Consider the following 24,514-nt stretch of genomic DNA (forward strand, 5'->3'; position numbering starts at 1 on the left):
TCATTCTTCGGTCTCCCCGATGATGACAGCCTAGGTCTTCGGCCCGGCGATGCCGTAATGGTCTGGTCGGTGCTGAATGATCAGGGCTTCGACTTTGCCTCAGCAGGCCAAAACCGTCGGATGCCCGAAGATTTCGACGGGCTGAAGCTGATCGAATTTTTCTCCCAGAACCGCTAGACGGACGGCATCGGCATGTGCGAAATGTGCCGGAGAATTCCGGTGCGCTCTTTGACAATTAAATAGCGTTTTGTTTCCAATGGGATACACGAAGACCGTTCCCCGCACACGCGGGGATCAACCGTCTTCGGACGAGCAACACGACAGGGCGGGTGGCCGTTCCCCGCACACGCGGGGATCAACCGGCTAGTCCCACGAATTTCACGGACTTATACGTCCGTTCCCCGCACACGCGGGGATCAACCGATCGACGCCGAGCCGCGCCGCCGTGCCGGGACCGTTCCCCGCACACGCGGGGATCAACCGGCGTGGTGCGTCAGCTCGGTATCGATCCCGAGCCGTTCCCCGCACACGCGGGGATCAACCGGCGCGCCGAGCATCCAGCGCTTCAACGGCGGACCGTTCCCCGCACACGCGGGGATCAACCGATCGCCTGCCGATTGGGGGTTACGGGGTGGATCCGTTCCCCGCACACGCGGGGATCAACCGCAGCGACGGATGCGCACGAACTGGCGGACAGCCCGTTCCCCGCACACGCGGGGATCAACCGTTCGCCGGCCCCACTGTGATCGGCGCCAGTCCCCCTTCCCCGCAGACGCGGATCAATCGCACGAGGGGCCGAGCCATAGCGCAGGGTGGGCCTATTCCCGCGGCCCCACCCCCCTTCCCTGCCGGCCTCAGATCAGCCGCGCCGTTTCTTCCCGGTTCGACACCAAGAGCTCGCGCGCCTCGGTCGAGCCGGCCGCGCTGACCGAGTAGCTCAGCTTCAGCTCTTCGAGGTGGAACCGGCCGAACACCTCGCGGATCTCGGGCGTATCGTTGATCGACATCAGGAACCCGCCCTTGATCGCGGCGAGCTGATCCGCCATCCGCGCGAACTGCGCCCGGTCGAACAGGCCCTTGCCATAGTCGTCCTCGCCCCCGAAGTAAGGCGGATCGAGGTAGAACAGCGCGCCGGCGCTGTCATAGCGTTCGATCACTTCCGCCCAGTCCAGGTTCTCGAGAACGACCCCGTCGAGGCGCTCGCGCGCGTCTTCGAGGATCGGTTCGATCCGCGCCAGCGACCAGCGCGGCCCGGTGGTGGGCGAGACCCCGAACACCCCGCCGAGCTGGCCGCCGAAGGCGAGGCGCTGCAGGTAGAGGAACCGGGCCGCGCGTTCGAGGTCGGTCAGCGTTTCGGGCTGGGTCGAGCGCAGGCGTTCAAACTCACGGCGCGACGCGATCTGGAAGCGCATCACCTCCATCAGCTGCGGGTAGTGCCGCTGCAAGATGCGGAACAGATTGGTGATCTCGCCGTTGCGGTCGTTCGCGACTTCGAGCTTCGGGCGCCAGCTGCGGCGCAGGAACACCCCGCCCATGCCCACGAAGGGCTCGATATAGGCGCTGTGGTCGATCGCCTCGACGCGCTCGATGATCCGGCGGCAAAGGCGGTGCTTGCCGCCGAGCCAGGGGGCAACCGGGGCGGCGGGTTTGACTTGTATCATGTGCTGATTCTCGCTTAGCGGTCAGCCACCCTCGCGATGGGGTGGGCGACCTTTAAGCGTGCTTGGGGTCGGAGCGGGTACTTTCCACGGGAACCGCTCGGAGTGGCTGTCGCAAGCCGCTCCCCCACCGTGGTTAGGCGGGAGAGCCCGGTTTCACGGGCAGACCAGAGGCCCGCCGCACATCGGCCGGGGACCCAGCCCCAGCCGGCATTGCTCACTTGCCCTGCGTCACCTGTTCGACCTTCGAGAGCGCCAGAGCGGATAGCACGCCCTCGGACGGCGCGAGCTTCGCCAACGCGCCCGGTACGCTCGACTTGACGTAAGCGACAGAGGTGGCCGCGATCTCTTCCTTGCTGGCCGTGACCCCGAGCTTCGCGAGCCCGAGCAGCGCGCCCGTGGTCATCGCCGAGTGCAGCGCCTCGCGGTTCTTCGCCTCGATCTCGATGCCGGTCTTGGCCTTGATCAGCGCGACGGCGTAGCCGATGAGTGCGGTGACGGCCGCTCCGATCAGGTCAGGCAGATACGGTGCGAGGATGGTGTTGATGATGTCGAGCATGGCTCAGGCTCCCTTCAGGCTGGTGTGAATTGCGGCGCGGGTTTTTGGCCCCGCGATGCCGTCGACGGTCAGGCCGGCGAGGATCTGGAAGGCCTTGACGCTGTCGAGGCCAAGCAGGGTGAGGCCCGACTTGGTGTAGAGGTCGAGCCGGTCGGCATAGCCGTTCAGCCCGCCATTGATCCGGCGCGTGATCATCTCGGTGTCGCCGATGTCGGCATAGCGGTTGAGGCTGGCGCCAATCGGATTTCCGGCCTGCCAGTACCAGATCGGCGCCAGTCCGAGCCACGGATCGGCGAGAAGCGCGTCCGGGTTCGCCTCGAAGTCCGGCGCGCCGGCGTCGAGCTCATGCGCCCAGGCGGTGAAGCTGCGATAGTTCGAGCGCCCGGTGATCTGGATCGGCCCGCGACCACGGAACTTGTAGCCGTCGCCCTGAACGACGTTACCGAGATCCAGCCGGCCATCATAGCCGCGCTGCGCCTTGGTCGGCCCCCAGATTTCCTGAAGGTAGCGGAACCGGCCGCTCTCATGCGCGAGCTGCGCAATGTATTGCGCGAGCCGATGCGGCGGCGTGATCTCCGCCCCGAACCGTTCGAGCGACACGACCACCGAGGTCATGAGCGGGCATTCCGGCCGGCCAGAGATGGCCGCCAGTTGTGCGGTAGTCAGCATTTGGGTTTCCCCATGAAAAAGCCCGGCGCGAGGCCGGGCGGATGAACCGTCAAGGGATCCCTGACGGCTATGGCTTGGCCGCGCCCGCGGGCGCATGCCCCAACGTCACCGGAGAGGCGCCTTGTCGAATCGACGGATCGCCCGAAACAATGCGAGGACGAGCCCCTCAGCGACCGGAGAGATCATGTTCAGGACCGCCATCGTGGCCGCGCTTGTCTTCGCGGCATCCATTCAGGCAACCGAGGCCGCGGCCCCGGCCATCGCGCACGTGAAGCAGGTCTTGCAGCACGGGCTTCAGCCGACCGAGGTGAAGGCCTGCAAGAAGGGCAAGCCCTGCGGCAACTCATGCATCGCGCAGGACAAGACCTGCCACAAATGAGGTAGACACCCTGCCCGCGCGGTAGCACCGTGCGGCAGCCTATGTGCCCGCAGGAACAGCCATGAGTTTTCGGTTCAGCAAGCGCTTCAGGATCGCCCCGGGGATCACGCTCAACGTCGGGAAGCGCGGGATCAGCACGACCATCGGGCCGCGCGGCGCCTCCGTGAACCTGGGCAAGAAGGGCGTCTATCTGAACTCTTCGATCCCCGGCACCGGAATGAGCTGGCGCACCAAGGTCACGGCGCCCCGGCAAGCCCATGTGGCAGCGCCAGCCCCGGCCAAGGCCGCCCAGATCCGGCGAACAGATCCCCCGCCGCTCACCCGCGACGATATGAGCTATGCCCCGCGGCGACCGGCAGCGGCGACGATGCCGCCACCCATGCCCGGCGCGCAGGCCCCGCGGACATCGTTGTTCGCCAAGTTCCTGATGGCGAGCGGGGTGCTGTTCTGGATCGTCGCAGCGCTTGTGGCGCTCGCGATCTACTCCGGCAAATAGGCTGGCCCTCAGGCCTTGCCGCGCCCGAGGGCACGTTCGATCGCATCGCGTGCGCCGCGCGGCCCGAGGTAGGACAGCGCCGCGACGATGCCGGTCGTCACCTCGCGCGAGAGGTCGAAGTAACTGCCGATCGCCTCGCCGACGAAGGCCATGAACACGGCCGTCGGCAGTTCCCAGACGAGATGCCACCCGACCAGCGCGCGGCGCCCGGCCCGGACTTCTGCCCCGTGAACGACCAGCCGCCCGGCAGCGGCTGCAATGAGCGATGTAGCCGCCGCGCCCCAGAGCGCCTGCACCGAGGCGATCAGGCCATTGGCCGTTGGATCCGTCATGTCTCGCGTCCCCCGCGCATGGAAAAGCCCGGCACAGGGCCGGGCTCGAATTCGGTTTGGTCACAGTAGGGTCAACTAGGCGCAACGCCCTTATAAGGATGGCTGCTAGACAGCAGCGAGGTCATGCCCCAGCGATGCGCGAGATAGCCTTCTACCTTCTGACGCTCAGCAGTAGATAGCACGTAATTGAACGTCAGAGTTTCAGCAATGTTCATGTGACCCCATTGGAATCCACCAGTGCCGCCTAGATGGAAGCCATCCTCAAGGCTAACTCTGCTGACGGTTGCCGACACCTCCAACGAGCCATTCGTGACCAGCTTGAAAGCCGTTCCCGAATCTAGTGTAAGAACGTCAATTCTATTTCCCGTTACGGAGTTATATATCTCCGAACTGCCCCAGATGTATGATCGACTCTCACTGGCCCCGATTTCTGATCCGATACCTATCCCCTTTTTAGTCGAGGACGAGCCAACGAATGGCGCCGCTCGGCCTGTTAGGGACGCACTATCTGGCATCCATAGCGACACAATCGTTGCAGACGCACCAATATCGCTCGCAAATGCACTACTGTTCCACATAGATGCACTGCTATCGAAATACACACCGGGATACCCAGTCCCGAACAAATCGGCGGTATAGGTCGGCATAGTGCTGTAATTGGTAAGGGCCGCACACGTCGCTACCCTAGACGCCCATGCCGATACGAGCGATCCAGATAGGGTGATAGTCCCACTAGACTGGGCATCGAACCACGCAATGGGGCTCATGCCGATGGGCGTCCAGCCGGTTTCTGCCCACGATGCGGCTACCGAACCCATCAAGAGCGGCCAGCTTATCATGCGAGGTTCCCTCCGAGACGGTAGGTGTCCGATCCGAGCGGAATCAGTGTCGCCCATGCCTCTTGCCCGGCAAGCGACAGCTTGCTGCCATAGGACTTGATCGTGACGCCCGAGGCGGCCGAGACCGTCACCGTCCCTGCCCCGCCCTGCACGATGGTCATCGGCTCGGTGCCGGTCAGCCCGGCCGGTACGGTCAGCGTGACCGCGGTGGCCGAGGTCAGCGTGCGGATCACGTTGCCCGCGAGATCGGCGTCGGTGAGCGCATAGGCCGCGGTGCTGCTTTGCAACGAGACCTTGCGCCACGCAGTGCCGATCAGCCCGTCGAGCGCGGCCCGGATATCCGAGCCGGACATGCCGGCCGACGAGCTGATGAGGTTCCACGACGACCCCTCCCACCGCACCGACGCCGCTTCATCCGCGAGCCAGACGATCACCCCGGTGACCGGGGCCAGATAGACCCAGGCCTCGGAACCGCTCTCGCCATCCCAAACCGCGATCTGATCGGCGTTCGCCGCGGCATCCGCCGGCACGATGTAGATGTCACCCGTCGCCCCGGCCGCAGGCAGGACCGTAGTCCGGGACAGGGCGCTGCCCGCAGTGAGGACCGACAACACCCGCAGATCCTCGGACAGAGGCGTGCCCCAGCCCTCATATCCCGCATCGTAAAACCCCCGGAGACCAAGCCCCGGCAAAGCGCGCTGCGCCATGTTCACCTCTCTTGATGATCGTCACTCGCCCCAGGCGAGGTTCCAAGATTTGTCCCAGCCCACGGCCGCTGGCGAGACGAACCGCATGCTGCGGTAATCGTGACACAGCAGCCCGTCGCGCCGCGAGCGCAGCGCGATGTCGAGCTTCTGCGTGCCGGCCGGCGCGTCGTCGAGCGGCAGGGCCGAGGAGGTCAGCGTGTAGCCGGTGCCGCTGCCGACCTCGATCTCGGCGGCCGCTGGCTCGATTGCCGTGTCGGTTTCGGGATCGACCCAGAACACCTGCACCACGTAATCGGTGCCGGCCTCGGGACCGATCGAGGCCGCCCGATAATCGGCGATCACCGAGCCGGTCTGCGACAGCCGGTCGCGATGCGCCCAGCTCAGCTCCAGATCGCCCGAAAGCAGCACCGCCGCGTCCGGCGCATAAACGCCATTGCCCTGCACATTACCCGGCGGCAGCGGACGGAAGGCCCGGCTGTCGAAGCGCGCGCTGTCCTCGCCCGCCTTCGACCAGGCCAGCACCTTCGAGGGCGTCTCAGGCAGCAAACGCACGGTCACCTCTTCGCCCGCCACGTATTGCGCCTGACCGATCGCCGCCTCGGGGCCGAAGAACAGCACCGCCTCCCCCGCGGCATGCGCATGCGGCACGGTGTCGAGGCAGCCCCGCCCCACCGTCACCTCGGTCGCGGTGATGCCGTAGACGACCACCAACTCGCCCCCGAGCCATGCGAGCGAGCCGATCTGCACGTCGCCGATCTGTTGCCAGCCGGTCACCGACAGCACGCAATCGGTCGGATCGTCGCTCAGATCGGCCGCGAGAACGGCAACCGGCACCAGAGGCATCGCGGCTTCGTCCTCGGCCGTGCCGGTGCCCGGATCGACCCAGAGCTGCGCCGAGACCGCCTGCGAGGTCTTCTGCTCGCCCGTCGCGGTCAGCACCCCCGCCGTCGGGTCGGACGCCAGCATAGCTTCGGCCTGATCGTGGCCGAGCTGCTGGACGACCAGCCAATAGGGCGCCTCTTCCGCCATCCGGTATTTCAGGGCGGTGGGCTTCGCGGTGAGCGTGCCTTCCCCCTTCTGCGCCCCGCCGACGATGGCCGAGGTCCCGAGCGAGAACACGTCCTCGGCCAGCGTCAGCTTGATCGCGTTGTCCCGCCCGCTGCCCACCCCGATTTCCTGAACCCGCATCACCACGCCGTCGATCGAGCGCCGCGGCGAGTTCAGCACGATCGCATCGCCGATGTTCAGATCGGCCCCGTCCCGGTTGACCGAGATCTGACCGCTCAGGATCGGCGCCGACAGCGCCCGCAGATCCCGCGTCGCCAGCCGCACCGCGAGGCTCTGATTCCGCGCCCCCGGATATTCGACGGTCTGCGACACCGCATCGCCGAGTTCGATCACCCGCGCCGCATCCGTGACCGAGACCGAGGCCGTGCTTTCGGTCGAGGCGTTGGTGTATTTCACCGTGACGCTGTTCACGAGATCGCCGGGCTGGCGCACGCCGAGCGTGCCCCAGTCGGTCACGTTGCCTTCGTCGAACACCGGCAGATCCGCGACGTCATAGTCGTCCCGGATCAGCTTGATTTCCCAAAGCCCGGTGCGCCGGTCGACATAGACCGAGGCGTCGATATGGCTCTGCACCGTGGCGAGGAAGTCTTCGATGGGGCCATCGTCCTGCCACAGGAACGACAGACCGAGCTGTTCGGCGAACAGCGTGTCCGCCGCCGCTTCGAAGCTGGCGCCGATCTCGCTCTCGGAATAGCCGAGCCCCCATGTGCCGTTCGTCAGGCACTCGCGGATGATATGCGCCGGGTTCATGTCCGGCCCCGGCCCGAAGGCGTTGCGCAGCGCGTTGATCAGCGCCTGCGTATCGCCAGAGGTCACCACCGGCACGTCGTCGATCGGCGTGTTGTCGAGCTGCGCGGTGTAGGTCGTATCCTCGAGCGCGATGTTGAAGCAGAACACGTCTGCCCCGGCATCGTCGAGATAGCCCTTGGCGTCGCTCATCGAGCCAGAGGTCGCCTCGCCGTCGGTGACGAAGATCACCACCTTCCGGTCGCACTCGGTATCGTCGAAGAACTGGACGCAGGATGCAAGGCCCGCGGCATAGTTCGTGCCGCCCGAACCCGAAACCGGGCTGGCCTGCGCCCGCATCCATGCCGCGAGTTCCGCATATTCGTCGGCGTCGCAGGTGTCGCGCTCGATCGAGCCGCGCACGCTGTCGGCCCAGGTCACGATCCTGATGTCGTTCGGCTCATCGCTGTCGACGTTCGCGGCGATTTCCTCGATCAGGCTGGCGACGGCTTCCTTCGCCGCGTTGAACCGGCTGCCCGCCATCGAACCCGAGGTGTCGATGGCGAAGTAGATCGCCGCGTCGCTGATCGAGGCCGCGCCGAGGATCTGCGCCTTCTCGGGATACCACTGTTCCGCCCCGTCCTCGGCGGCGAGGATCCGGGTCAGCCGCACCGCCCAGGGCTTCAGGTACGGGTTGATGCCCATGTAGAGCTGACGCAGCACCAGACTGACGATGCCGCGATAGGCGGGCACGTTGGCGCCGCGCTGCTCGGCCAGATAGTCGTTCATGCCCTGCGTCGGCTCGCCCATCAGCACATCGACGTCGCCCTCGATCCCGCCCTCGCGGCTCTCGCCGCCGAACAGATCCACCGCGTCGATGGTAATCCGTCCACCCCGTCCGCCGGTGTTCGAGGTCGTCGCTGCGACCTGCGTCACCGTCGCCGCCTGTGCGGCAAAGGCGGTGGTGGCCGGCGTGACGAACCACGTGGTCACCCCCTCGCCGGGATCGTACATCACCCCGGTGACCGTCACCGTGACGGTGCCGGCTGAGGCGAGCATGAGCACATAGCTCTGCCCGACCTTGATCCCCGAGAGCGTGCCCGGGAAGGTCACCGTCGCCGTGCTCTCGCCTGCGACCGCGGCCATGTCGGTCGCCGTGCCGATAGCCGTCACCGCCGCGGTGCCCCCGTCCGAGACTGCACCGGTCGTCACCGACCAGGCGACCTTGTCGTCGACGAGGATCTCGCGCAGCACATCGGCCGGCCCGTGGCACAGCGCGAGATGCGCGCCGAGGAAGTATTTGTAACCGACCGTCTGTTTCTTGCTGCTACCCATGCACGGCCCCCTCGCGCTCGCGCGCGGCCTTCACGACTGGCTCGACGATGCCGTCGCCCGTCTCGATCAGCACCTCGGCGTCGACGCCGTTCACCACGAAGTCCGCCCAGCTGATGCCGTGATCGCGGAACCACGGCCGCGCCCCCCGAAAGCAGATCCGCGAGACCCGCAGGTCGATCGTCCGAACCGTCGTCATTTCTTGCTGCCCTTTTTCTTGATCGCGGTGACCTTCAGGTCTCCCGCCCAGACGACATTCGCCCCGGTCAGCAGCACCGTGCCGAACACCACCGGGATCACCCGCCCTTCCTCGGCGGTCGGGATGTCGAAATCGTCGAGCGACGAGGCCGTCGGCTTGTCGTACTTGTTCGACTTCAGCGCGTAGCTGACCGCCGAGAGCACCAGCGCCACGCCGATCTGAATGAGGAAATTCCACATCGCCGCCCCCTAGACGATAGAGCTGCCGCCGAACGGGTTGCGTCCGGGGATCCGGGTGAAGCCGCCGTAGTTCAGCAGGTTCGCGAACCTGGTCTCGCAGGTCGTCTCGCGCAGGTCGCAGCCCGGTGCGATCTGCACCTCGACCCCGGCGGGCGTCGCCGCCAGCGCCTCGACCAGCGACGGCATCGCGGCGCCGAGCCCGAGCGCGCTGCCCGAATGGGTCAGGATGAAGCCGTATTCGGTGCCGTATTTCAGGACGCCGGCGGCGAACCAGCCGTCCGCCTGATCGGCCGCCCCGGGCACGGTCAGCGCGGCGCCCGACACCGCCGTGACCGTCGCCGTCGTGTAGAACTCCGCGATGTCGAGGCCGCAGCCGCCCCGGTACAGGATATGCCGGCACAGGCTCTGATACTTGGCGCGGCAGCCCTGCCGGCGGATCGTCGCGTAGAGGGATTCGCAGGTCGCGACGATGGTCCGCCCCTCGCTTTCGGCCCCCATCACCCGGCCCTTCCAATGCACCACCGTGGTGTCGGGCACCGCCTCATGGCCGCGGAAGATCGTCAGCACCATGTATTTCGAGCTGGTGGGCCGCAGCAGCGACAGCGCGAAGGCATCCGACAGGGGAAAGGTCAGGCTCAGTGATCCGCGCTCGACCTGCGACGACAGGGTGATTTCGCCATGCGCCAGTGCCGAGGCGGTCCAGACCACCGCGGCCCCGTCGACCGTCGTCGTCCAGTCCGCAGCCCGGCTGGTGAACCGCCAAACCTGTTCACCGCAGGTGAACTGATAGAGGTAGAACGGCTGCCCGGCCTGAACTGAGCTTTCCGCTTCCGCATAGGTGGTCATTCCGGCACCTCGATCAAGGGGATGTTGACCTCGGACGCGACGAGGCCATGAGCGATTTCGAAACGATCCGCATCCGCGCGCACCGCCGACATGAAGTGAATGGGCGCGCCGACCGGCAGCGCCGTCCCGAAAGCCGCCCCGAGGGTCAGCACATGGTCGAGCCCGCTTTCGACCGCCGCCGCGATCGTGGCGAAGGCGAGCCCGGCCGAGGTCTCGGCGACGATCTTGCGCCCGACGTAGCCCGCGACCGGCCCGAGCGGCGCGACGGTGAGCGAGGTCGCCGTCGCGGTGACCGCGGCCCGCAGTTGCAGGTCGCGCCCCCAGCTCGGCAGCCAGAAGCTCAGGCGCCGGCCCTGCAGCGCATAAAGCCAGCGCCGCAGCGCCCACCGCGCGGCCGGCCCCTGCGCCTTGCGCGTCAGTGTCTCGGAGCGGACAAACCAGGTGTTGACCGGCTCGACCACGACCGGGCCGAAGCCGTTGTCGACATACTCGACCGTGCGCGACATCGAGGACGCCAGGTCGCCGCGCAGGATCGTCGGATCCGTCAGCACCGGCCGGCCGAGGTAAAGCGTCTGATCCGGCGCATCGAGCGCGGGCGCATCGCGCAGCAGAAAGCCCGCCGTCGCCACGCCGTCCGACTGGCGCTTGCGCGACACAGCGACCTCGGCGGACAGGATCGCCGTGCGCACCGGCGCGATGAGAAGCCGGCCGGGCGCCGTGGTCACCGCCGGCAGCTGAAGCGCCAGCGCCGCGCTCAGCGTCAGGCTGTCGTCCGCCACCGCCGAGATCGTCGCCACCGCGGCCGCCCCGCCATCGGCGGCAATCGCCACCCGCTCGCCCGCCCGGAAATCCGAACAGGTGGTGTCGATCGGGATCTCGGTCGTGCCCTGCGTCAGCGCGGCAGTCGGCTGGCGCGCCTGATGCCACAGCGGCACCAGCCAGTCGCCCACATAGCCGAGCCGCGCCAGATAGCCCGCCTGCGCCATGCCGAGCGCATCGAGCCGGTGGGTGAGCGTCAGCGTCTCGCGCGGGACCGGCCGCAGGCCGATCCGCTGTTCGGCACTTTCCGCCTGCAAGACGTCAGTGCTCCATTCGAGCACCTCCGCCACCTGCTGCGCAGGGGCGAAGGGCCACAGGACCGGATCGGACATTACAGTGAGCCCTTGTTGCGACGGATGGTGTTCATGATCAGGCGCTCCCCGGCTGAGGTGGCGAGATAGTCTCCGACAAGGGCCGGATCCAAGACGTTGATATTGCGAACGTTAACCTGAGGCTGCCCCGAGACGCTGTCACCGCCGCCGCCCCCGTTCAGCTGCACGCCGAGCCGGCCGTCGCTGCCGCGCGCGAGCGGCATGATTGCCTCAGGTCCGGCCTCGCCCATCAGCCCGGTGCCGGTCGCCATGGGGAACAGCGTCGGCGAGGACACGACGCCACCGCTCGCGAAAGCGCTGACCTTGTGCCCCCCGAAGAACACCCCGCCATTGGCATTTGCGACGAGCGAACCAAACAGGGTATTGGCAATCCCGCCGCTCGAAATGCTGCCCGAGACCAGCGATGCCAGATAGTCCTGGATCGGCTGGAATGCTGCATCGAGCAACCGGCTGGCGAGGTTCGAGGCCATCGAGGACAGGGTGTCGGTGAAAGACGAGAACGAGATCTCGCCCGACTTCAGCGCGTCCTTCATCGGGTTGACGATATCGCCCGCGATCTCGGTCCCGAGCTGCTCGATTTTCTTCTCGCGTTCCTCTGCCGCCTTGGCCGCCTCTTGCGCGGCTTTCTTCGCGGCCTTCTCGGCGTCGGTCATCTTCTGACCGGCTTTCTTCCCCTTCTCGCCGGTGTCCTGCAGCGTGGTGCCCAGACCTTCGGCCGAGGCCGAGAGATCCCCGAGCCGCGTCACCCCGTCGCCGCTGCCCTTCGCGACGAGATCGCTGAGCTTGCCCCACGCGGCGCGGGCCTTGTCGAAACTCGTGGATGCCTTGGAACTGGCCGAGGCCGCAAGATCGCCCGAGCGCACATAGGCGTCATTCGAGGCCTTCAGCGCCGCGGTCACCGCATCGTCGACAGCCTTCGCGCCTTCGGTGATGCCCATCCCGGACAAGAGGTTGCGCCACGACGCGAGGATCGAGGCTTCCATGTCGTAGAAGTCCGACTTCGCGCGTTCCCAAACCGAGGCCAGATAATCGGGGATCGCCCCGGCCGAGGACGTGATCCCATCCCAGACCCCGGCCGCGAGATCGCCGAGCGCGGAGAGCGCATCGCCCCAGCTGCCCGCCCCTTCGACGAGGCGCGTGAACATCAGCACCATCTCGCCGGCCGCCACGATCGCGATACCGATCCCGGTGCGCAGCAGTGCCGCCCGCATGAGCGCCAGCGACCCCACGAAACTGATCGTCGCGAGCCGCGCCGCGACCATTCCGACAACCCATTTGCCGCCGAACACCGTCGCGGCGACGGCTGCATAGGTGGCGATGCGGTCGATGTTGCCGAACAGCAGCGAGATCGCCTCATGCAGCACCCCGCCTTCCGAGGCCGCCGAGACCAGCGCATTGGTGAACGCCCGGATCGCCGGCGCCGCGGCCACCGCCATCTGATTGCCGAGCCCCTTCGCGACCCAGCCGAGTTCCGTCAGCGAGGTCTGCGTCTGGCGCATCGACTCGAGCGCGGCCCCGCCCAGCACGACCCCGAGGCTCGCCGCCCGGTCGCCGAGCGTCTTCATCTCGGTGCCGTTGTTGCGCAACAGCGGCACCAGCGCCGTCGAGTCCGAGGCCATCGCCTCCATGTAGAACGCGAAATCCTGCTGGCTCGCGCCGGCCTTTTCGAGGCTCGACACATAGAGCTGCAGCGCATCCGGGCCGGACAGTTTTTTGAAGTCATCGATCGTCACGCCGACCTTCGGGCCGATCACGTCGAAGAAATCCTTCATCGGCCCGCCGCCGGTCGACACGAAATCGCCGATCCGGTCGTTCACGTCCTTCAGGATGTCGGCGAACTTTTCCTGCTCGATCCCGACGGTCTGCGCCCCGGCCGCCCATTTCTGGAACGTCTCGGGCGTGGTGTTCGAGATCTGCGCGAACTTCTGCACCTCTTGCGCATATTCCGCCGTCCCGCGCACCAGCTCGCCCAGACCCGCGAGCGAGCCCGCGGCGATGAGCGGCGCCGCGAACTGCCGGGCGATCTCGCCCGCGACGCCGAGAACGCCCTTGCCCATCGCCGTAGCCTTCGCCTCAAGCCGCGAGAACGCCTGCGCGCCCACCTCGCCGATGCCCTTCAGCTCGGCCTTCACCACCTGGCCGTCCTTGGCGACAAGCCGGATCCCGACCTCTTTCCTAGCCGTTGCCGCCATCACCGTTCCCTCTGGCTTGCGTCGTCACGGCGCGCGCCATGACCCCTTCAATGACCGGCAGGAATTCCCCGACGGCCCGTTCGTCGATGCACAGGGAAGCGGCGAGGGCGAAGGCCCCCGCCATGTTCCAGCCCACCACCGCGCCGGGGAACCACTGCACCTGCCCGTTCAGCCGGCGCGACAGTTCCCAGACCTGTTCGCCCTCTAGCGTTTGCGGGGCGTGGATTTTCGCCGGGCACGTTTCGCAGCGTCCTTCGCAGGCGCCGCAGTAGTCTTCGCCGCCGCCGTAGTGCCATTCGGCGAGGGCGCGGAGACGTTTTTTTCCTGATCCACCAGCATCGCTGGCGCGATCACCAGCGACTGGAACCGCTCGAACAGTTCCCAGACATCGAGCAGCGCATCGACCGCGCCGTCCGATACCGGCAGCGCCGCGCCATCGGCATCGCCCACCCCTTCCCAGTCGCGGATCACCCGGCGCGCGATGGCGCGCGACATGGCGATACCGAGCTGTTCTTGCGACACGCTCGCAGGGTCGAGCGACTGCACCTCGGCGTCCTGGCGCGCGGCCGAGACGATCAGCGCGGTGACCGGATCGACCTGCAGCCGAACGCCATGGCCGAGGTCGAACCAGCGCGGCCCCCGGTCGAGATTGATACGCAGCATCAGTAGGTTTCCTCGTCGTTGATGAGGGTTGCGGTACACATGCGGCCGAGGCTCAGATCCTTGGCCGCCTGCCAGTCGAAGGTGACCTGCACGCCGGACGGCCCCGAGATCTCGGTCTTCGGGCGCGGCAGATAGACCTTGTGGGCGACCAGCTCGAAGCTGTGATCGCCGAGGGCGTAGCCAAAGCGCAGCTCGCAGGCCTCGCCGTCGATCGCCTGATCGCGCAGCGTGGTATCGGCGAAGCGCACCACGATCTGGCCCGAGAGCTGCGCGTTCGCCGGGTCTGCCCCGTCGATCTTGCCGTCCGAGCGGATCGTCTCGATCTTGTCGAGGTTGTTCGCGTAGGTGATCTGCCCCGACACGACATTGCCGAGCGAGACCCCGTTGCGCTGGATCGCCCCGTTGAAATGGCCGAAGCGCTCGACATCGACCTCGGTCAGCGTGCCGGCGGCCGAGGCCGTCGCGTCATCCTCGCCCTGAGCGATGCAGCTCACCGTCGCCGTCAGCAGGCCCGAGCGCTGCATCTGCCAGCTGATCTTGTCGACCATCACCCCCGAGAACATCTCGTAGTTCGGCACCTCGGGCATGCCCTTCTCGATCGACATCGAGGGCAGGCTGTAGCTGCCAGAGGCGAACTCATGGCTATAGGGCGCGGCGGTGCCCGTGGTCGTCGGATCGCCGAACGCCCCCTTCAGCCAGATCCCCCACGCCACCGCGTCGATCGGCACCACCACGTCGCCGTCGCTGGTCGAGGCGTCCTTGACCGGCGCCAGCGGATCGCGGCCGTAACCGAGCAGCTCGCTGTCGAGCAGCGGCTGTTCGGTGCCGAGCGTGGTCGAGGCGAAGGGCACCTTCAGAAACCCCGAGGCCGGGGCGGTGCCGTAAACGGTTTCGAACGCGACCGCGAGCTGCGATCGCGCTCCCTGAGCACGAGCCATTGTCGTTCCTTTCGGTTAGAGAAGCGGGTCGGCCGACCCGTATCGAAGCGTGACGGAGATCGTCGCCACCTTGAGCCCGTCGCCATTCTCGACGGGCAGCGTCACCGGCGCAGGCGCGTCGGCATCGACGTAATCGCAAAGCCCGCCAAGCGTGCGGTCGGCGGCGAGCGCCGCACCCACCGCCTGTTTCAGCGTATCGAACGTCGCATCGCGCGCCGTGGCCGGGCGGTCGACGATGATTTCTACATCGGCGCTGTGCTCGTAGTAGTAGAGCACGGGCGACATCAGCACCTCGGGCTGACCCGGATCGCCGTCGCGCAGGATGATCTGCCCCGCGGCCGGAATGCGAACCGGCAGCACGCCGTTGCGCTGGATCCCCGCCCCCGAGGGCAAGGCCGCGCTCAGCGCATCGAAGAGCGCGATCAGCACGGTCTCGGATTTCGACGCCATCGCCTAGCCTTTCCAGTTCTGCGGGATGAGCTGCGCCATCTTCGAGGACCACTTCTCGACCGGCCCCGCGAGATCGAGCCGCTTGCGAAGCTCGACCTGCGGCACCAGCGTGAAGATCGGCACCGTGACCTCGCCGCGCCTGATCCCCGTCCGCTTGTTGACCTTGGACTTGTTCTGCATCGCCCGGCCGGCCTTGCTGATCCGCATGCCGTCCGCCACCAGAAGCGCGGGCTTCCCCCGCCGGTAGACGTAGCGGAGCTTGATCCCGGTGCGCGCTTCCCAGGCCTTCGGCGTGATCTTCTCGCCGCGCGAGCCGCGCAGCCCCGCCGCATCGGTGGGGATCGCGATCCAGCCGCTACTCTTCGACCGGATCGTGACCCCGTCGCTGAACGCCCCGACGATCTTCGGCGCCTTGCTGTAGACCAGCGCCGCCGCGCTCATCGACGGCCGCTTCGCGGGATAGGTCGCGCTCTGGAACGTCCGGGCAAGCCGGTCGCCGAGCCCCGCCGCGCGGACCTGGGCGCGCAGCTCTTCCTTCAGGCCGGCGCCCGCGATCTGGGCGGCGCGGGCGACCGCCTCCGCCCCGGCCTCGGCATGCTCGGCCATGATCTTGCGGATATCGCCGAAGGGAACGATGCCGATCACAGCTCTCGCGCCCCCATCGCCCAGCACAGCCGCTCGCGGTCGCGCTTCGGATCGCCACCGACCTCGAGCACCGTGCCGTCATCGAGTTCGAACGTGTCGCCGGATTTCGGCGAGGCCACCTCGGCGACCTGCACCGAGAGGGCCGTCGCATCGACCACGAACGCCCCGTTGCCGAAATTCGCCACAGCATCCGGGGCGTTCAGGATCACCCGGACGGTCGCGCCATCGCCTTCCCCGCCCGGCCGATAGAGCGCGGCCCGAGACATGTTCGGATCGCGGAAGATCATCGCGACGGAGAAAGCGAAGGCGTTCTCCATCAGGCGCCCCAGGTGATCGGGATCGCGCCGCCGAGCCGGACGCTGCCCACCGTATCGGCGCTGGCCGCCGCCTCAACCGCGACCCCCAGATAGGCATTGGTACCGGCGGTGATCGTGCCGGTGCCAGCGGTGTCCGTCGCGTAGATCGGCGCGCCCACGGTCCACGTTTCGCCCGCGGGCTTCGGGACCGAGAACTTGCCGTCGGTCTTCACCACGACGTCCTCGCCTTCGGCCGCCGCGGCGGCAGCGATGCCGGTGATCGAGCCGGCCACGACGATGCCGCCCGAGGCGACGGCCGACGGTGCGGGGATCACAAGCGTGTCGCCGGGTCCAAGATAGTTTTTCATGTGCTTTGCTCCTCAGATGAAGGGAAAGGCAGCCGGGCCGAAGCCCGGCCGTCAGGATCAGGCCGCGGCCTTGCCGGGGTTCTTGTAGAGGCCGCGGTGATCGAGCGCGGCGGCCGCGAAATCGAGCCGCGCCTTGATCTCGACGCCGTCGACCTCGAAGCCGTTGCGGGTCTCGGTAAACAGGCCGTCCTCGCCGTCGAGGTAGGAATATTCGACCGTGTCGATGATCGCGGACGAGGCCGCGACAAACCACGGGGCCGTCCCGCTCGCGGGCAACAGGCGGCGTTCCTCGACGATGGTCAGCAGGCCAGAATAGGCACTGACGTCGCTCGAACTCGCCGGCGTGGTCGCGGTCATCTGCTTGCGCGCTTCGAGCGCCCGCTGGCCCGGCGGCACGATCAGGAACGTCGGCGAGACGTCGATCGCTTCCTTGTCGGTCCCGGTCTGCTGCGCGAAGGCGGTGAAGGCTGCCGTCAGACCGGCTTCGTCGATCTGCGCCGCCGCGCCGAGGTTGCCGTGATCGGCGTGGAACAGCGCCTTGCCGTCCGACAGCGCGGCGTTGTTCAGCAAGATGCTGTAGACGATATCGCCTTCGAGCTGCGCCGCGCGGGCACCGAACGAGTTCGCGACGCGGGTGAACGCCCCGAGCGCATCATCGATCAGCATCTGACGCGAGAACGACAGGATCTTGCCGTAGGTCGCCAGCGCATACTGGGTCGAGGCCTCACCGAAGGTGCCATACTTGAACTCGGCACCTTCCTTGACGAGTTCGAGCGCCGGCGCGTTCGAGACCTGAACGCGGGTCGTCGGACGGAAGTCGGTCAGCGTCGCGCGGCGCGCCCAGGTCTGGAAGGTGCGCGGCGTCTCGCCATAGGCTGCCCGCAGGGTGATGTTGCCGATGTTCGCCAGCACCGTGGGGAAATCGCCGCTGGTGTGATAGCCCGCCGAGCGCTGACCGAGCGCCGCCGAGGCCAGCTGCATCTTCGACATGCCGCGGGTCGAGACGCCGGAGCGTTCGAGCGCATGGCGCGCCAGTTCCATCAGGGTCATGCCGCGAAACTCGCGCCCGTCGGCCGAGAGCTGAACGCCCGGCGCCGCCGAGCGGTGCAAGAGCGCGTTCGACATCGCACCGCGATAGGCCTCATCGGCCGAACCGTCGCGGGCGCGGGCCGGTTCCGAGATCCGGCCCTGCATCGGGTCGGCATCGGCGATCTTGTCGAGGATCGCGGCGCGGGCCTGATCGACCGAGACGCCGCGCGAGATCAGATCCTCGCCGAAGGCGGCATCGAGCGCGTGGCGATGCACCAGCTGGCTGATCGAGGCGGCGCGCTGGCGTTCCTCGGCGCGGATCGCATCGGCGTCGATGGTCGGCGCGATGTTCTGCACCGGGGCGCCCGGAGCCGCGCCGCGCTGCTGCGCGGTCGTGTCGGGCGTCTGCTGCGAGGGGGTGGACATGGTCGTTTCCTTTCCGGGGTTCAGGGCCGCGACGGCGGCCGGGTCGTCCTGGCGCACCAGGACACAGGGGGAGAGTTGCGCCGCGCCCGGATCCGAGCGGATCTGCGCGCCGGCATCGGCGGGCACAGGCACCGCCGAGATTTCCATCGGCTCCCAGTCGACGGCGCGCCACAGGTCGCGCTGGCCGTCGATGCGGGTGATTTCGTACTGGTGGACGCGGTAGCCGACCGAGACGAAGCGCAGCGACTTGTCGAGGATGCGCTGAACCACACCCTGCGCATCGGCCGCGGTGGTCAGCTGGATGGTCGCGGTCCCGACGCCGGCGTCGATGCGCACGCTGCCCGGCACCACCGAGCCGATCACGTCCTCGACCGCGCGCGCCGAATGCGCGTTCAGGAACGGCGCGCCGGCGTTCAGCCGGTCGAGGCGCACCGCGCCCGGATCGACGACCAGCTCCTCATCGTATTCGACCGGATCCCAGCCGCTCCAATCCAGACGCCGCACGATGGCGCCGGTCGTCCAGACCACGTCGATCGTGCGCGCCGCGGCGTCGATGGTTTCAGGGCGCACTTCTGCGGCCCGCCCGATCACGGGCAGGTTGACGATATCCTTCGCCATGTTGACCTCTCAGGTTTTGCTGGTGTCCGAAGCCCCGGACGCCGGGGCCTCGCCGTCTGACGTCGGGCCGCTATCGCCGGCCCCGTTGCCCTGCCCGGCCGGGTCTGCCGTGCCGGTCGCAGACTTCGCCGGCCCCAAGGCAGCCTGCGCCGTCCCCGTCCGCAGATCGGACGAGAACTTCAGCCCATAGCTGTCGGTCAGCGCGAGGAACGCCGCCTGTTCCGCGACCACGGCCTGCGGCGAGTATCCGCGCTTCGCGATCACCTGCGGCATCGACGAGATCCCCGCCTGCACCTCCAGCAGATCGGTTTGCGCATCCTGCAACGGGTTGATCGACTCGAACCGCTGCGGCGCCCATTCGACCGGGATCGTCGGGCTGTTGATAAGACCCGCCGTCCAGGCGGCTTCGCAGAACCACTCCCAGATCGGCTGGCAGAACATCGGAATGACGATGTGCCACTGCACCTGTTCGATCATCCGCCGGAATTCGTTCATCCCGACCCGCGAGGACGAGAAGTTCGACTGCGACCAGTCGCCCGTCATCATCGGGTACGGCACCCGGAATCCCGCCGAAACGGCGTAAAGCTGTGTCATGGTCCATTCGCGCACCCCCGAGGTCGAGGACGGCGCATTGAACTTGATGTCCTTGGTCCCGCGGGCATAGGCGATCATGCCGGGCTCGAACTGTTCGACGTCATCGCCTCCGGCCGTCGAGACCTTCGGCGCCATCGACTGTTCGTCCTCATCCGCGCCGATCACCACCCCGACCATGCAGGCCTCGGTTTTCTTGCGGACCAGCTCAGCCATCTGCCAATCGTCGAGATCGCGGATCGCGCGCAGCGCCGGCGTGCCCCATGGAACCCCGCGCGACTGCACCCGCTGGCGCTCGAACATGTGGGCGACCATGTCGGCCGGCACCCGCACTGAGCCCGAGTTGCCGCTGAACATCGTGGACACATCGCCCGGATGATCGGGGAACAGGTAATAGGCCAGACGCCGCCCGGCCGTGTCATACTCGATCCCCTGCTTGATCCGGGTGCCGTCCGCGCGCAGCAGCAGCCGGCCGTCGTCGAGGTGATCGGCTTCCTTGATCTCGATCTGCAACGGCACCGGCGCGACACCCGCGCGCAGCGGGCGCCGGATCGCGAAGACATCGCCGCCCTCGATCATCTCGCGCACCGCGAGCGCCGTCAGCCCGTGGAAGTCGGTGTGCCCGAAAGCATCCGCCGCGGCCGAGAACTGTTCCCATGCCGCATCCACCCGCGCGTTGCGCGCCTTGCTCTTCGATGCGGCGCGCGGCTGGATCCCGGCACCCACGATGTTGTTGACCAGCACCTGAACCGCGGCCGCGGCCATCGGCGCGTTGCGCACCAGATCGCGCATCCGGTCGCGCAGCACCGCGCCCGCGACCGCGATCTCGGCATCCGACGACGCTCCGGTGGTGCGCCAGCCGTCCGTGCCACGCCCGCGCCGCGCGGCCTCATAGCCCCGGCGCAGGTTGTCGATCGAGATCCGCGCGGCATAGCGGCGCGCGGCGATCCGGGGCGCGAAGAGCGCGAGCGCCCGATCCCCGATCCCCCATTTGACCCCGCCATCCGGCGGCCGGGATTTCATCACGACCTCCGGAACGTGGCGAAGCCCGCGACCGGACGGGACCGGCCCGAGGTCGAGGACAGCTCGCCCTCGATCGTCGCGATGATCTGTTTCATCTCCGCGAGCGAGCGATAGGTCGTCGTCTTGCCATCGTAGGACACCGAGGTGACGCCCGAGGCATAGGATTCCTTGATCAGGTCGAGGTGGGCTTGCGTGTAGGCCATCAGAACCATCCTTTCTTGCGAGACCCGAGCCAGGACGACCCATGCGCCCGGGGTGTTTTCTGTGCAGGCGCCGCCGGGGCGCTCGGCGGAGCCGGAGCCGGAGGCGCGGGCGGCGGGACCGGAGCGCGAACCGGCACCGGCGCGGTCGCCTGAGCGTCGAACAGATCGGGCTGGCCGTCGGGCGGCGCGATCCCGCGTTCGGCGGCCAGCTGGTCCCACTGGATTTCCGCCATATGCGCCCAGCCCTTCCGACGCGCCGCGGCCTCCGAATAGAGCATCGTGTCGAGCCCTTCGTTGCGCCGCGTCGGCTCGACCTTCTCCCATGCGCTGGTGACGACGCCGGTGCGCGAGCGCCTCAGCACCCGAACCTCGGAGCTGATCATCCGGTAATATTCATCGCCCAGACCCTGCGCGAAGGCGCAGAAGCCGCGCTCGGCCGGGTCGTCCTTCGGCAACCAGCCGTAGAAGTCGCCCTTCATCTGCGACACGTTCAGGATGAACGCCCGCCGCTGCGCACGCTTCGCCCGCCCGTCGACCCGGCGCTCGAACTTCATCGGTTCCATCACCGGCCCAGTCTGGCGCGAGCCGCCCTTGACCACGATCACCCGCGACCACGGGTGACGCTTGGCGAACCCCCAGACGTCATCCGTGTAGGTGCCGCAGTCGATCGCCATCATGTCGAGCGGCAACCGCAACCCGAGCTCCGTGCGCCAGGTGTCGCGCAGCAGCGCGTCGAGCTCGGCCCAGCATTCCCGGTCGCCGATGTGATGCGGGATCACTTTGTAATCCACGGCCCACCGGCGCATGTTCCGCCCATAGGCAACGATATGCACCTCGACCCGGTCGTCCTGACAGTCGACGCCGGCCGTCAGGATCACCCCGGACGCCGGCACGATCCCACGGGCGAGGGTCTCTCCCGGCTCGGCATTCTCGACCCGGTCGCGCAGCTTTTCCCAGTCCGGCCCCTTCGCCGCCTGTTCGAACGGCAGCCCGAGAACGTCGTTCCAGAAGGTCTGCTGCGTCTCCTCCTCGACCTTGGCCGCGACAGTGTCCGCCGTCTCGGCCGTGGTTTCGAGCCGCGTCCACCCCATGATCCGCGCGTATTCGACGGCGATCGACGCCCAGTCCCGTTGCGGCACATAGGCGCGCCACAGGTGAAACCCCGGATGATCGCCGCGCGGGTTCTGCGCCACCCATTGCCCGGCCGCGACCATCGCGACCTTGTGCTGGTGCCGGATCGGCTCTCCGCATTTCTCGCAGACGAAATGCGCATCGTGCAGCCGCTCCGGGTCGAGGCACTTGCGAAAGTTCTCCCAGGTCAGAGGCGCCATATTCCCGCAATGCGGACAGGGCACGTGGTAATATTCCCGCGTCGAGCGCATGAACGCCCGCGTGACGCGGCAGGTGTCGGCGATCTGCGGCGTCGAGATCCGCACGATCTTCGCATCCTCGAACCCCGCGGCGCGGCTCGCCGCCAGTTCCTCGGGGTCGCCCTTCGGCGTCATCTCGAATTTCGAGACGTCATCCATCAGCACCAGACGCCGGGTCGTGCCGGCGAGGTCATCGGGCGAGCCGGCCGAGGTCACCTTCAGCGTTCCGTCGCGGCGGATCGTTTCCTGATTGTGCAGCGTGTCGGTCTGTTCGCCGCGCCCGTCGCCGAAGATGGCGCGCAGGCTCGGGGCCTGACGCCGCATCGGCATCCATTTGGTACGCACCCACTCGGTCGCGGCCGAGGTCGTCGGGTGAACGACGAGGCTGTCGAGCGGGCCGTATTCGTGCCAGGCGCCGAGCGTCGGGTTCAGCACCGAGATCGTCTTGCCCCACTGCGCCGAGCCCCGCACCGTCACCTCGCGGCAGGGATGTTCGGGCGACAGCACTTCGTGGATCCGGCGCAGGAACGGGAAACGGTCGATGCGGAACGGGCCGGGGAACGGCGAGCGGGCGTCGAACTCGATGTTCTCGGTGCACCAGCGGGTGATATCGGGCGGCGGCGGCGGTTCCATCGCCTGGGCGATCCCCGCCCAGACGGCCGCCTCGGAAGCGGACAGAAACCCCATCAGACATTCGCCTCGGTTTCCGCTTCAGACATCGCCGCGGTTCCGGCCACGGTCTGAGCCTGCGACATGCGGTTTTGCCGGTGCTTTCTCCAACGATCCATCATCACCTTGCGCACCTCCCTGAAATCCAGCCCGTAGACATCGGCAATCGCGCGGGCCGTGTCGCGGATCACGCTCTCGAATTCGGCGAGTTCCTGCGCCATCGCACGGGCGACGTTCTGGCGGACCTCGCTCGCCAGCACCCAGTTGCCTTCGTCGCGTTCGTTATCGCGGCGCAGCTTCCGGGCCTGTTCTTCCTTGGCGAGGATCGTCGCCATCTCCAGCCGGTCGGGCTCGGCCGGCGTCAGCGTCAGCGGCACCGCGGCAGGACGGGGCTCGGGCCGGACAGCCTCGACCGAACACGGCGCAGAGGCCGGTGCGGGGGCCGGATCGGCCGGAGCGCCGACGTTCTGCGCCGCCTCGATCTCACGCAGCGCCCGGCGGGTGTTCAGCCCGTTGCCGGTCATCTGCCCGAGGTCGAGGCCGCGCCCGAGCGCCTCGGTCGCGGCCACCAGATCGAAGCGGCGGGACCGGCCGTCGCCGCGATAGCACCCCGCCAGCTTGCCCTCGGAAACGTATTGGCTGATGCGGCCCTTCGACAGCCCGAGCCGCGCCGCCAGTTCTGTTGTGGTCAGCTCGGCCATGGTGACGTTTAGCCCCTGTTGTTTAGCCCTCGCGGTTTAGGCTTTCGTTTAAGTTTAGCGCGGCCAAACCCATGCGCTCAGCGCCCCCGTATAGGTTTAGACCCCGGGGAGGACCCGAAAGCGGGTGCCGCGGAAATCGAGGCCCGGCGGGTCGCGACGCCGGCGGCGGTCAGCGACGCCCGGCGGGTCACGGTCGAGGCGGCTTCGGAGAGCGTGACCGGTAGTCCGCCCCGTCCGGGATGTCGCGTTCATAGATCATCTCGACCGGCGTCCGGCGGCGGTACTGCCGACGGAAGTCCCGGTCGCGGGCGATGTCCGCCAACGCCTCATCCCGGCTCATGCGCCAGTCACAGCCCGCGAGAGGCCACCAGAGCGCCCAGTCCAGGAAACCGCAGATGCGGCGCTCAGCGATGAACCCGATCTCACGCCGGTCGGTGATCCCGTTGCCGATCCGCACCACGCCGCTGCGAATGCAATACTGCGCTTCCTCAAAAAGAGGCTGAGGCTTCCTGACCATGTGGGGATCTCCGGGTGTCGGCTGACAGCTGAAACGCAGAACGCCCGGCAGGGATGGTTCCCTCCGGGCGTTCGTGTGGATCATATTGAGATGTGTGCATCCAGTTGGACTAAGCGTCAAGTCCCCCCGTGTGCCCCCGGCTAAAATCGCGCCGCATAGCCCTGCATCCGGTCCAGAGCGGCACTGAGGGCCTGCCTAAGCCTGTCGATAGTCTCTGCCTTGTAGGACCACCCATGTGCGACCAGCACCGCATTGAGCGGCATATCTTCGAGGCACACCGCATCGACCAGCCGCCGGTCGAGGATGATCGACGCCCCCGGCCCGCGCTTGCTCGGACGCACCCGGCGCACCACCATCGCTGCGCCTTCGCCGATCCGGCGGCGCAGCGCCGCGATCTCGCGCGCCTCGATCAGACGCAGGTCGGTCACGTCGGCCCCTCGCCCGACCGAGCCGCCCGTCCGGCCTTCGATGCTCGACAACTTCATCCCGCCCGCGTCGTGGCGCTCGACCAGCGTGCGATACCGCCGCGCGACCGAGATCTGACCGGGCGTCAGCGGCATCGGCTTGCGCGCCCGCCGCGCCGCGGCTTCCATCCGGTCGAACACGTCGGCCACC

General features: G+C 67.6%; 27 protein-coding genes, 1 pseudogene and 1 CRISPR repeat array. Of the genes and pseudogenes, 3 read left to right on the forward strand and 25 right to left on the reverse strand.

Annotated elements, in window-relative coordinates; translation table 11 throughout:
• Positions 1-177: type I-E CRISPR-associated endoribonuclease Cas2 (locus tag CG50_RS16695; RefSeq protein ID WP_211248640.1), on the forward strand; the 177-nt coding region annotated here is incomplete at its 5' end.
• 95 nt (positions 178-272) lie between these two features.
• A CRISPR array of direct repeats spans positions 273-727; the repeat unit is 29 nt; unit sequence CCGTTCCCCGCACACGCGGGGATCAACCG.
• Positions 728-854: 127 nt separating this feature from the next.
• Here the strand turns inward: CG50_RS16695 and CG50_RS14920 are convergent.
• The 3 genes from CG50_RS14920 to CG50_RS14930 form a co-directional block, all read right to left on the reverse strand.
• Positions 855-1,661: a DNA adenine methylase gene (locus CG50_RS14920; RefSeq protein ID WP_036640101.1), complete on the reverse strand. Its 807-nt coding sequence runs from the start codon at positions 1,659-1,661 to the stop codon at positions 855-857.
• Between the two features lie 214 nt (positions 1,662-1,875).
• Positions 1,876-2,217 (reverse strand): hypothetical protein, encoded by a 342-nt coding sequence (locus tag CG50_RS14925; protein ID WP_051910063.1) that lies wholly within the window; start codon positions 2,215-2,217, stop codon positions 1,876-1,878.
• A 3-nt stretch (positions 2,218-2,220) separates the two neighbouring features.
• Positions 2,221-2,886 (reverse strand): peptidoglycan-binding protein, encoded by a 666-nt coding sequence (locus tag CG50_RS14930; RefSeq protein WP_152559556.1) that lies wholly within the window; start codon positions 2,884-2,886, stop codon positions 2,221-2,223.
• 184 nt (positions 2,887-3,070) lie between these two features.
• On the opposite strand from CG50_RS14930, the gene CG50_RS14935 reads away from it, so the two are divergent.
• Together CG50_RS14935 and CG50_RS16370 are read left to right on the forward strand one after the other, a co-directional pair.
• Positions 3,071-3,265, forward strand: a complete 195-nt coding sequence (locus CG50_RS14935) for a hypothetical protein (RefSeq protein WP_036640104.1) — start codon at positions 3,071-3,073, stop codon at positions 3,263-3,265.
• A gap of 61 nt (positions 3,266-3,326) precedes the next feature.
• Positions 3,327-3,761, forward strand: coding sequence for a DUF4236 domain-containing protein (locus tag CG50_RS16370; protein WP_051910065.1), 435 nt, complete (start codon positions 3,327-3,329; stop codon positions 3,759-3,761).
• 8 nt (positions 3,762-3,769) lie between these two features.
• On the opposite strand, the gene CG50_RS14945 is transcribed toward CG50_RS16370, so the two are convergent.
• The 22 genes and pseudogenes from CG50_RS14945 to CG50_RS17130 all read right to left on the reverse strand — a co-directional run.
• Positions 3,770-4,093 carry a phage holin family protein gene (locus tag CG50_RS14945; protein ID WP_036640107.1) on the reverse strand — a complete coding sequence of 108 codons (324 nt, stop codon included), beginning with the start codon at positions 4,091-4,093 and terminating at the stop codon, positions 3,770-3,772.
• Positions 4,094-4,928: 835 nt separating this feature from the next.
• Positions 4,929-5,639: a DUF2793 domain-containing protein gene (locus CG50_RS16375; protein ID WP_051910066.1), complete on the reverse strand. Its 711-nt coding sequence runs from the start codon at positions 5,637-5,639 to the stop codon at positions 4,929-4,931.
• A gap of 21 nt (positions 5,640-5,660) precedes the next feature.
• The gene (locus CG50_RS14955; RefSeq protein ID WP_036640109.1) at positions 5,661-8,768 is read right to left on the reverse strand and encodes a VWA domain-containing protein; all 3,108 of its coding nucleotides are present in this window, start codon (positions 8,766-8,768) and stop codon (positions 5,661-5,663) included.
• Positions 8,761-8,964 carry a hypothetical protein gene (locus tag CG50_RS14960; protein WP_036640111.1) on the reverse strand — a complete coding sequence of 68 codons (204 nt, stop codon included), beginning with the start codon at positions 8,962-8,964 and terminating at the stop codon, positions 8,761-8,763. The genes CG50_RS14955 and CG50_RS14960 overlap by 8 nt, the downstream gene beginning before the upstream one ends.
• Entirely contained in the window at positions 8,961-9,203 is a 243-nt protein-coding gene (locus CG50_RS14965; protein ID WP_036640113.1) for a hypothetical protein, read from the reverse strand. The genes CG50_RS14960 and CG50_RS14965 overlap by 4 nt, the downstream gene beginning before the upstream one ends.
• A 9-nt stretch (positions 9,204-9,212) precedes the next feature.
• Positions 9,213-10,049, reverse strand: coding sequence for a phage BR0599 family protein (locus tag CG50_RS14970; RefSeq protein WP_036640115.1), 837 nt, complete (start codon positions 10,047-10,049; stop codon positions 9,213-9,215).
• Positions 10,046-11,200 carry a hypothetical protein gene (locus CG50_RS14975; RefSeq protein WP_036640118.1) on the reverse strand — a complete coding sequence of 385 codons (1,155 nt, stop codon included), beginning with the start codon at positions 11,198-11,200 and terminating at the stop codon, positions 10,046-10,048. Before CG50_RS14975 ends, CG50_RS14970 begins: the two co-directional genes overlap by 4 nt.
• Positions 11,200-13,392, reverse strand: a complete 2,193-nt coding sequence (locus CG50_RS16380) for a phage tail tape measure protein (RefSeq protein ID WP_051910067.1) — start codon at positions 13,390-13,392, stop codon at positions 11,200-11,202. Before CG50_RS16380 ends, CG50_RS14975 begins: the two co-directional genes overlap by 1 nt.
• On the reverse strand, positions 13,376-13,552 hold the full coding sequence (locus CG50_RS17260) for a DUF7697 family protein (protein ID WP_169743357.1): 177 nt from the start codon (positions 13,550-13,552) through the stop codon (positions 13,376-13,378). The genes CG50_RS16380 and CG50_RS17260 overlap by 17 nt, the downstream gene beginning before the upstream one ends.
• Before the next feature lie 44 nt (positions 13,553-13,596).
• Positions 13,597-14,055, reverse strand: a complete 459-nt coding sequence (locus tag CG50_RS14990) for a hypothetical protein (RefSeq protein ID WP_036640122.1) — start codon at positions 14,053-14,055, stop codon at positions 13,597-13,599.
• Entirely contained in the window at positions 14,055-14,993 is a 939-nt protein-coding gene (locus tag CG50_RS14995; protein WP_036640124.1) for a phage tail tube protein, read from the reverse strand. Before CG50_RS14995 ends, CG50_RS14990 begins: the two co-directional genes overlap by 1 nt.
• A gap of 15 nt (positions 14,994-15,008) precedes the next feature.
• A complete protein-coding gene (locus tag CG50_RS15000; protein ID WP_036640127.1) occupies positions 15,009-15,443 on the reverse strand; it encodes a hypothetical protein in 435 nt (144 codons plus the stop codon).
• Between the two features lie 3 nt (positions 15,444-15,446).
• Complete coding sequence (locus tag CG50_RS15005) at positions 15,447-16,088, reverse strand: DUF6441 family protein (protein WP_036640129.1); 642 nt, start codon at positions 16,086-16,088, stop codon at positions 15,447-15,449.
• Positions 16,085-16,405: a head-tail joining protein gene (locus tag CG50_RS15010; protein ID WP_036640132.1), complete on the reverse strand. Its 321-nt coding sequence runs from the start codon at positions 16,403-16,405 to the stop codon at positions 16,085-16,087. The genes CG50_RS15005 and CG50_RS15010 overlap by 4 nt, the downstream gene beginning before the upstream one ends.
• Complete coding sequence (locus CG50_RS15015; protein WP_036640134.1) at positions 16,405-16,752, reverse strand: DUF2190 family protein; 348 nt, start codon at positions 16,750-16,752, stop codon at positions 16,405-16,407. The genes CG50_RS15010 and CG50_RS15015 overlap by 1 nt, the downstream gene beginning before the upstream one ends.
• Before the next feature lie 57 nt (positions 16,753-16,809).
• Positions 16,810-18,825 (reverse strand): prohead protease/major capsid protein fusion protein, encoded by a 2,016-nt coding sequence (locus tag CG50_RS15020; RefSeq protein ID WP_036640136.1) that lies wholly within the window; start codon positions 18,823-18,825, stop codon positions 16,810-16,812.
• Between the two features lie 9 nt (positions 18,826-18,834).
• Positions 18,835-20,439 carry a phage portal protein gene (locus CG50_RS15025; protein WP_081880475.1) on the reverse strand — a complete coding sequence of 535 codons (1,605 nt, stop codon included), beginning with the start codon at positions 20,437-20,439 and terminating at the stop codon, positions 18,835-18,837.
• Positions 20,439-20,642, reverse strand: coding sequence for a phage head-tail joining protein (locus CG50_RS15030; RefSeq protein WP_036640150.1), 204 nt, complete (start codon positions 20,640-20,642; stop codon positions 20,439-20,441). Before CG50_RS15030 ends, CG50_RS15025 begins: the two co-directional genes overlap by 1 nt.
• Positions 20,642-22,699 (reverse strand): phage terminase large subunit family protein, encoded by a 2,058-nt coding sequence (locus CG50_RS15035; RefSeq protein ID WP_081880476.1) that lies wholly within the window; start codon positions 22,697-22,699, stop codon positions 20,642-20,644. Before CG50_RS15035 ends, CG50_RS15030 begins: the two co-directional genes overlap by 1 nt.
• Positions 22,699-23,382, reverse strand: coding sequence for a MerR family transcriptional regulator (locus CG50_RS15040; protein WP_036640152.1), 684 nt, complete (start codon positions 23,380-23,382; stop codon positions 22,699-22,701). The genes CG50_RS15035 and CG50_RS15040 overlap by 1 nt, the downstream gene beginning before the upstream one ends.
• Positions 23,383-23,569: 187 nt before the next feature.
• Positions 23,570-23,899: a hypothetical protein gene (locus CG50_RS15045; protein ID WP_036640155.1), complete on the reverse strand. Its 330-nt coding sequence runs from the start codon at positions 23,897-23,899 to the stop codon at positions 23,570-23,572.
• 140 nt (positions 23,900-24,039) lie between these two features.
• Positions 24,040-24,514: pseudogene (locus CG50_RS17130) on the reverse strand (hypothetical protein); the annotation flags it as partial.

Origin of the sequence: Paenirhodobacter enshiensis (genome assembly GCF_000740785.1) — a bacterium.
Lineage (GTDB): Bacteria > Pseudomonadota > Alphaproteobacteria > Rhodobacterales > Rhodobacteraceae > Rhodobacter > Rhodobacter enshiensis.

What these genes read in the sequence shown, in the direction of transcription:
- CG50_RS14920 (WP_036640101.1), bottom strand. Translation starts at nt 1,661, where the DNA reads ATGATACAAGTCAAACCCGCCGCCCCGGTTGCCCCCTGGCTCGGCGGC.
- CG50_RS14925 (WP_051910063.1), bottom strand. Translation starts at nt 2,217, where the DNA reads ATGCTCGACATCATCAACACCATCCTCGCACCGTATCTGCCTGACCTG.
- CG50_RS14930 (WP_152559556.1), bottom strand. Translation starts at nt 2,886, where the DNA reads ATGCTGACTACCGCACAACTGGCGGCCATCTCTGGCCGGCCGGAATGC.
- CG50_RS14935 (WP_036640104.1), top strand. Translation starts at nt 3,071, where the DNA reads ATGTTCAGGACCGCCATCGTGGCCGCGCTTGTCTTCGCGGCATCCATT.
- CG50_RS16370 (WP_051910065.1), top strand. Translation starts at nt 3,327, where the DNA reads ATGAGTTTTCGGTTCAGCAAGCGCTTCAGGATCGCCCCGGGGATCACG.
- CG50_RS14945 (WP_036640107.1), bottom strand. Translation starts at nt 4,093, where the DNA reads ATGACGGATCCAACGGCCAATGGCCTGATCGCCTCGGTGCAGGCGCTC.
- CG50_RS16375 (WP_051910066.1), bottom strand. Translation starts at nt 5,639, where the DNA reads ATGGCGCAGCGCGCTTTGCCGGGGCTTGGTCTCCGGGGGTTTTACGAT.
- CG50_RS14955 (WP_036640109.1), bottom strand. Translation starts at nt 8,768, where the DNA reads ATGGGTAGCAGCAAGAAACAGACGGTCGGTTACAAATACTTCCTCGGC.
- CG50_RS14960 (WP_036640111.1), bottom strand. Translation starts at nt 8,964, where the DNA reads ATGACGACGGTTCGGACGATCGACCTGCGGGTCTCGCGGATCTGCTTT.
- CG50_RS14965 (WP_036640113.1), bottom strand. Translation starts at nt 9,203, where the DNA reads ATGTGGAATTTCCTCATTCAGATCGGCGTGGCGCTGGTGCTCTCGGCG.
- CG50_RS14970 (WP_036640115.1), bottom strand. Translation starts at nt 10,049, where the DNA reads ATGACCACCTATGCGGAAGCGGAAAGCTCAGTTCAGGCCGGGCAGCCG.
- CG50_RS14975 (WP_036640118.1), bottom strand. Translation starts at nt 11,200, where the DNA reads ATGTCCGATCCGGTCCTGTGGCCCTTCGCCCCTGCGCAGCAGGTGGCG.
- CG50_RS16380 (WP_051910067.1), bottom strand. Translation starts at nt 13,392, where the DNA reads ATGGCGGCAACGGCTAGGAAAGAGGTCGGGATCCGGCTTGTCGCCAAG.
- CG50_RS14990 (WP_036640122.1), bottom strand. Translation starts at nt 14,055, where the DNA reads ATGCTGCGTATCAATCTCGACCGGGGGCCGCGCTGGTTCGACCTCGGC.
- CG50_RS14995 (WP_036640124.1), bottom strand. Translation starts at nt 14,993, where the DNA reads ATGGCTCGTGCTCAGGGAGCGCGATCGCAGCTCGCGGTCGCGTTCGAA.
- CG50_RS15000 (WP_036640127.1), bottom strand. Translation starts at nt 15,443, where the DNA reads ATGGCGTCGAAATCCGAGACCGTGCTGATCGCGCTCTTCGATGCGCTG.
- CG50_RS15010 (WP_036640132.1), bottom strand. Translation starts at nt 16,405, where the DNA reads ATGGAGAACGCCTTCGCTTTCTCCGTCGCGATGATCTTCCGCGATCCG.
- CG50_RS15015 (WP_036640134.1), bottom strand. Translation starts at nt 16,752, where the DNA reads ATGAAAAACTATCTTGGACCCGGCGACACGCTTGTGATCCCCGCACCG.
- CG50_RS15020 (WP_036640136.1), bottom strand. Translation starts at nt 18,825, where the DNA reads ATGGCGAAGGATATCGTCAACCTGCCCGTGATCGGGCGGGCCGCAGAA.
- CG50_RS15025 (WP_081880475.1), bottom strand. Translation starts at nt 20,439, where the DNA reads ATGAAATCCCGGCCGCCGGATGGCGGGGTCAAATGGGGGATCGGGGAT.
- CG50_RS15030 (WP_036640150.1), bottom strand. Translation starts at nt 20,642, where the DNA reads ATGGCCTACACGCAAGCCCACCTCGACCTGATCAAGGAATCCTATGCC.
- CG50_RS15035 (WP_081880476.1), bottom strand. Translation starts at nt 22,699, where the DNA reads ATGGGGTTTCTGTCCGCTTCCGAGGCGGCCGTCTGGGCGGGGATCGCC.
- CG50_RS15040 (WP_036640152.1), bottom strand. Translation starts at nt 23,382, where the DNA reads ATGGCCGAGCTGACCACAACAGAACTGGCGGCGCGGCTCGGGCTGTCG.
- CG50_RS15045 (WP_036640155.1), bottom strand. Translation starts at nt 23,899, where the DNA reads ATGGTCAGGAAGCCTCAGCCTCTTTTTGAGGAAGCGCAGTATTGCATT.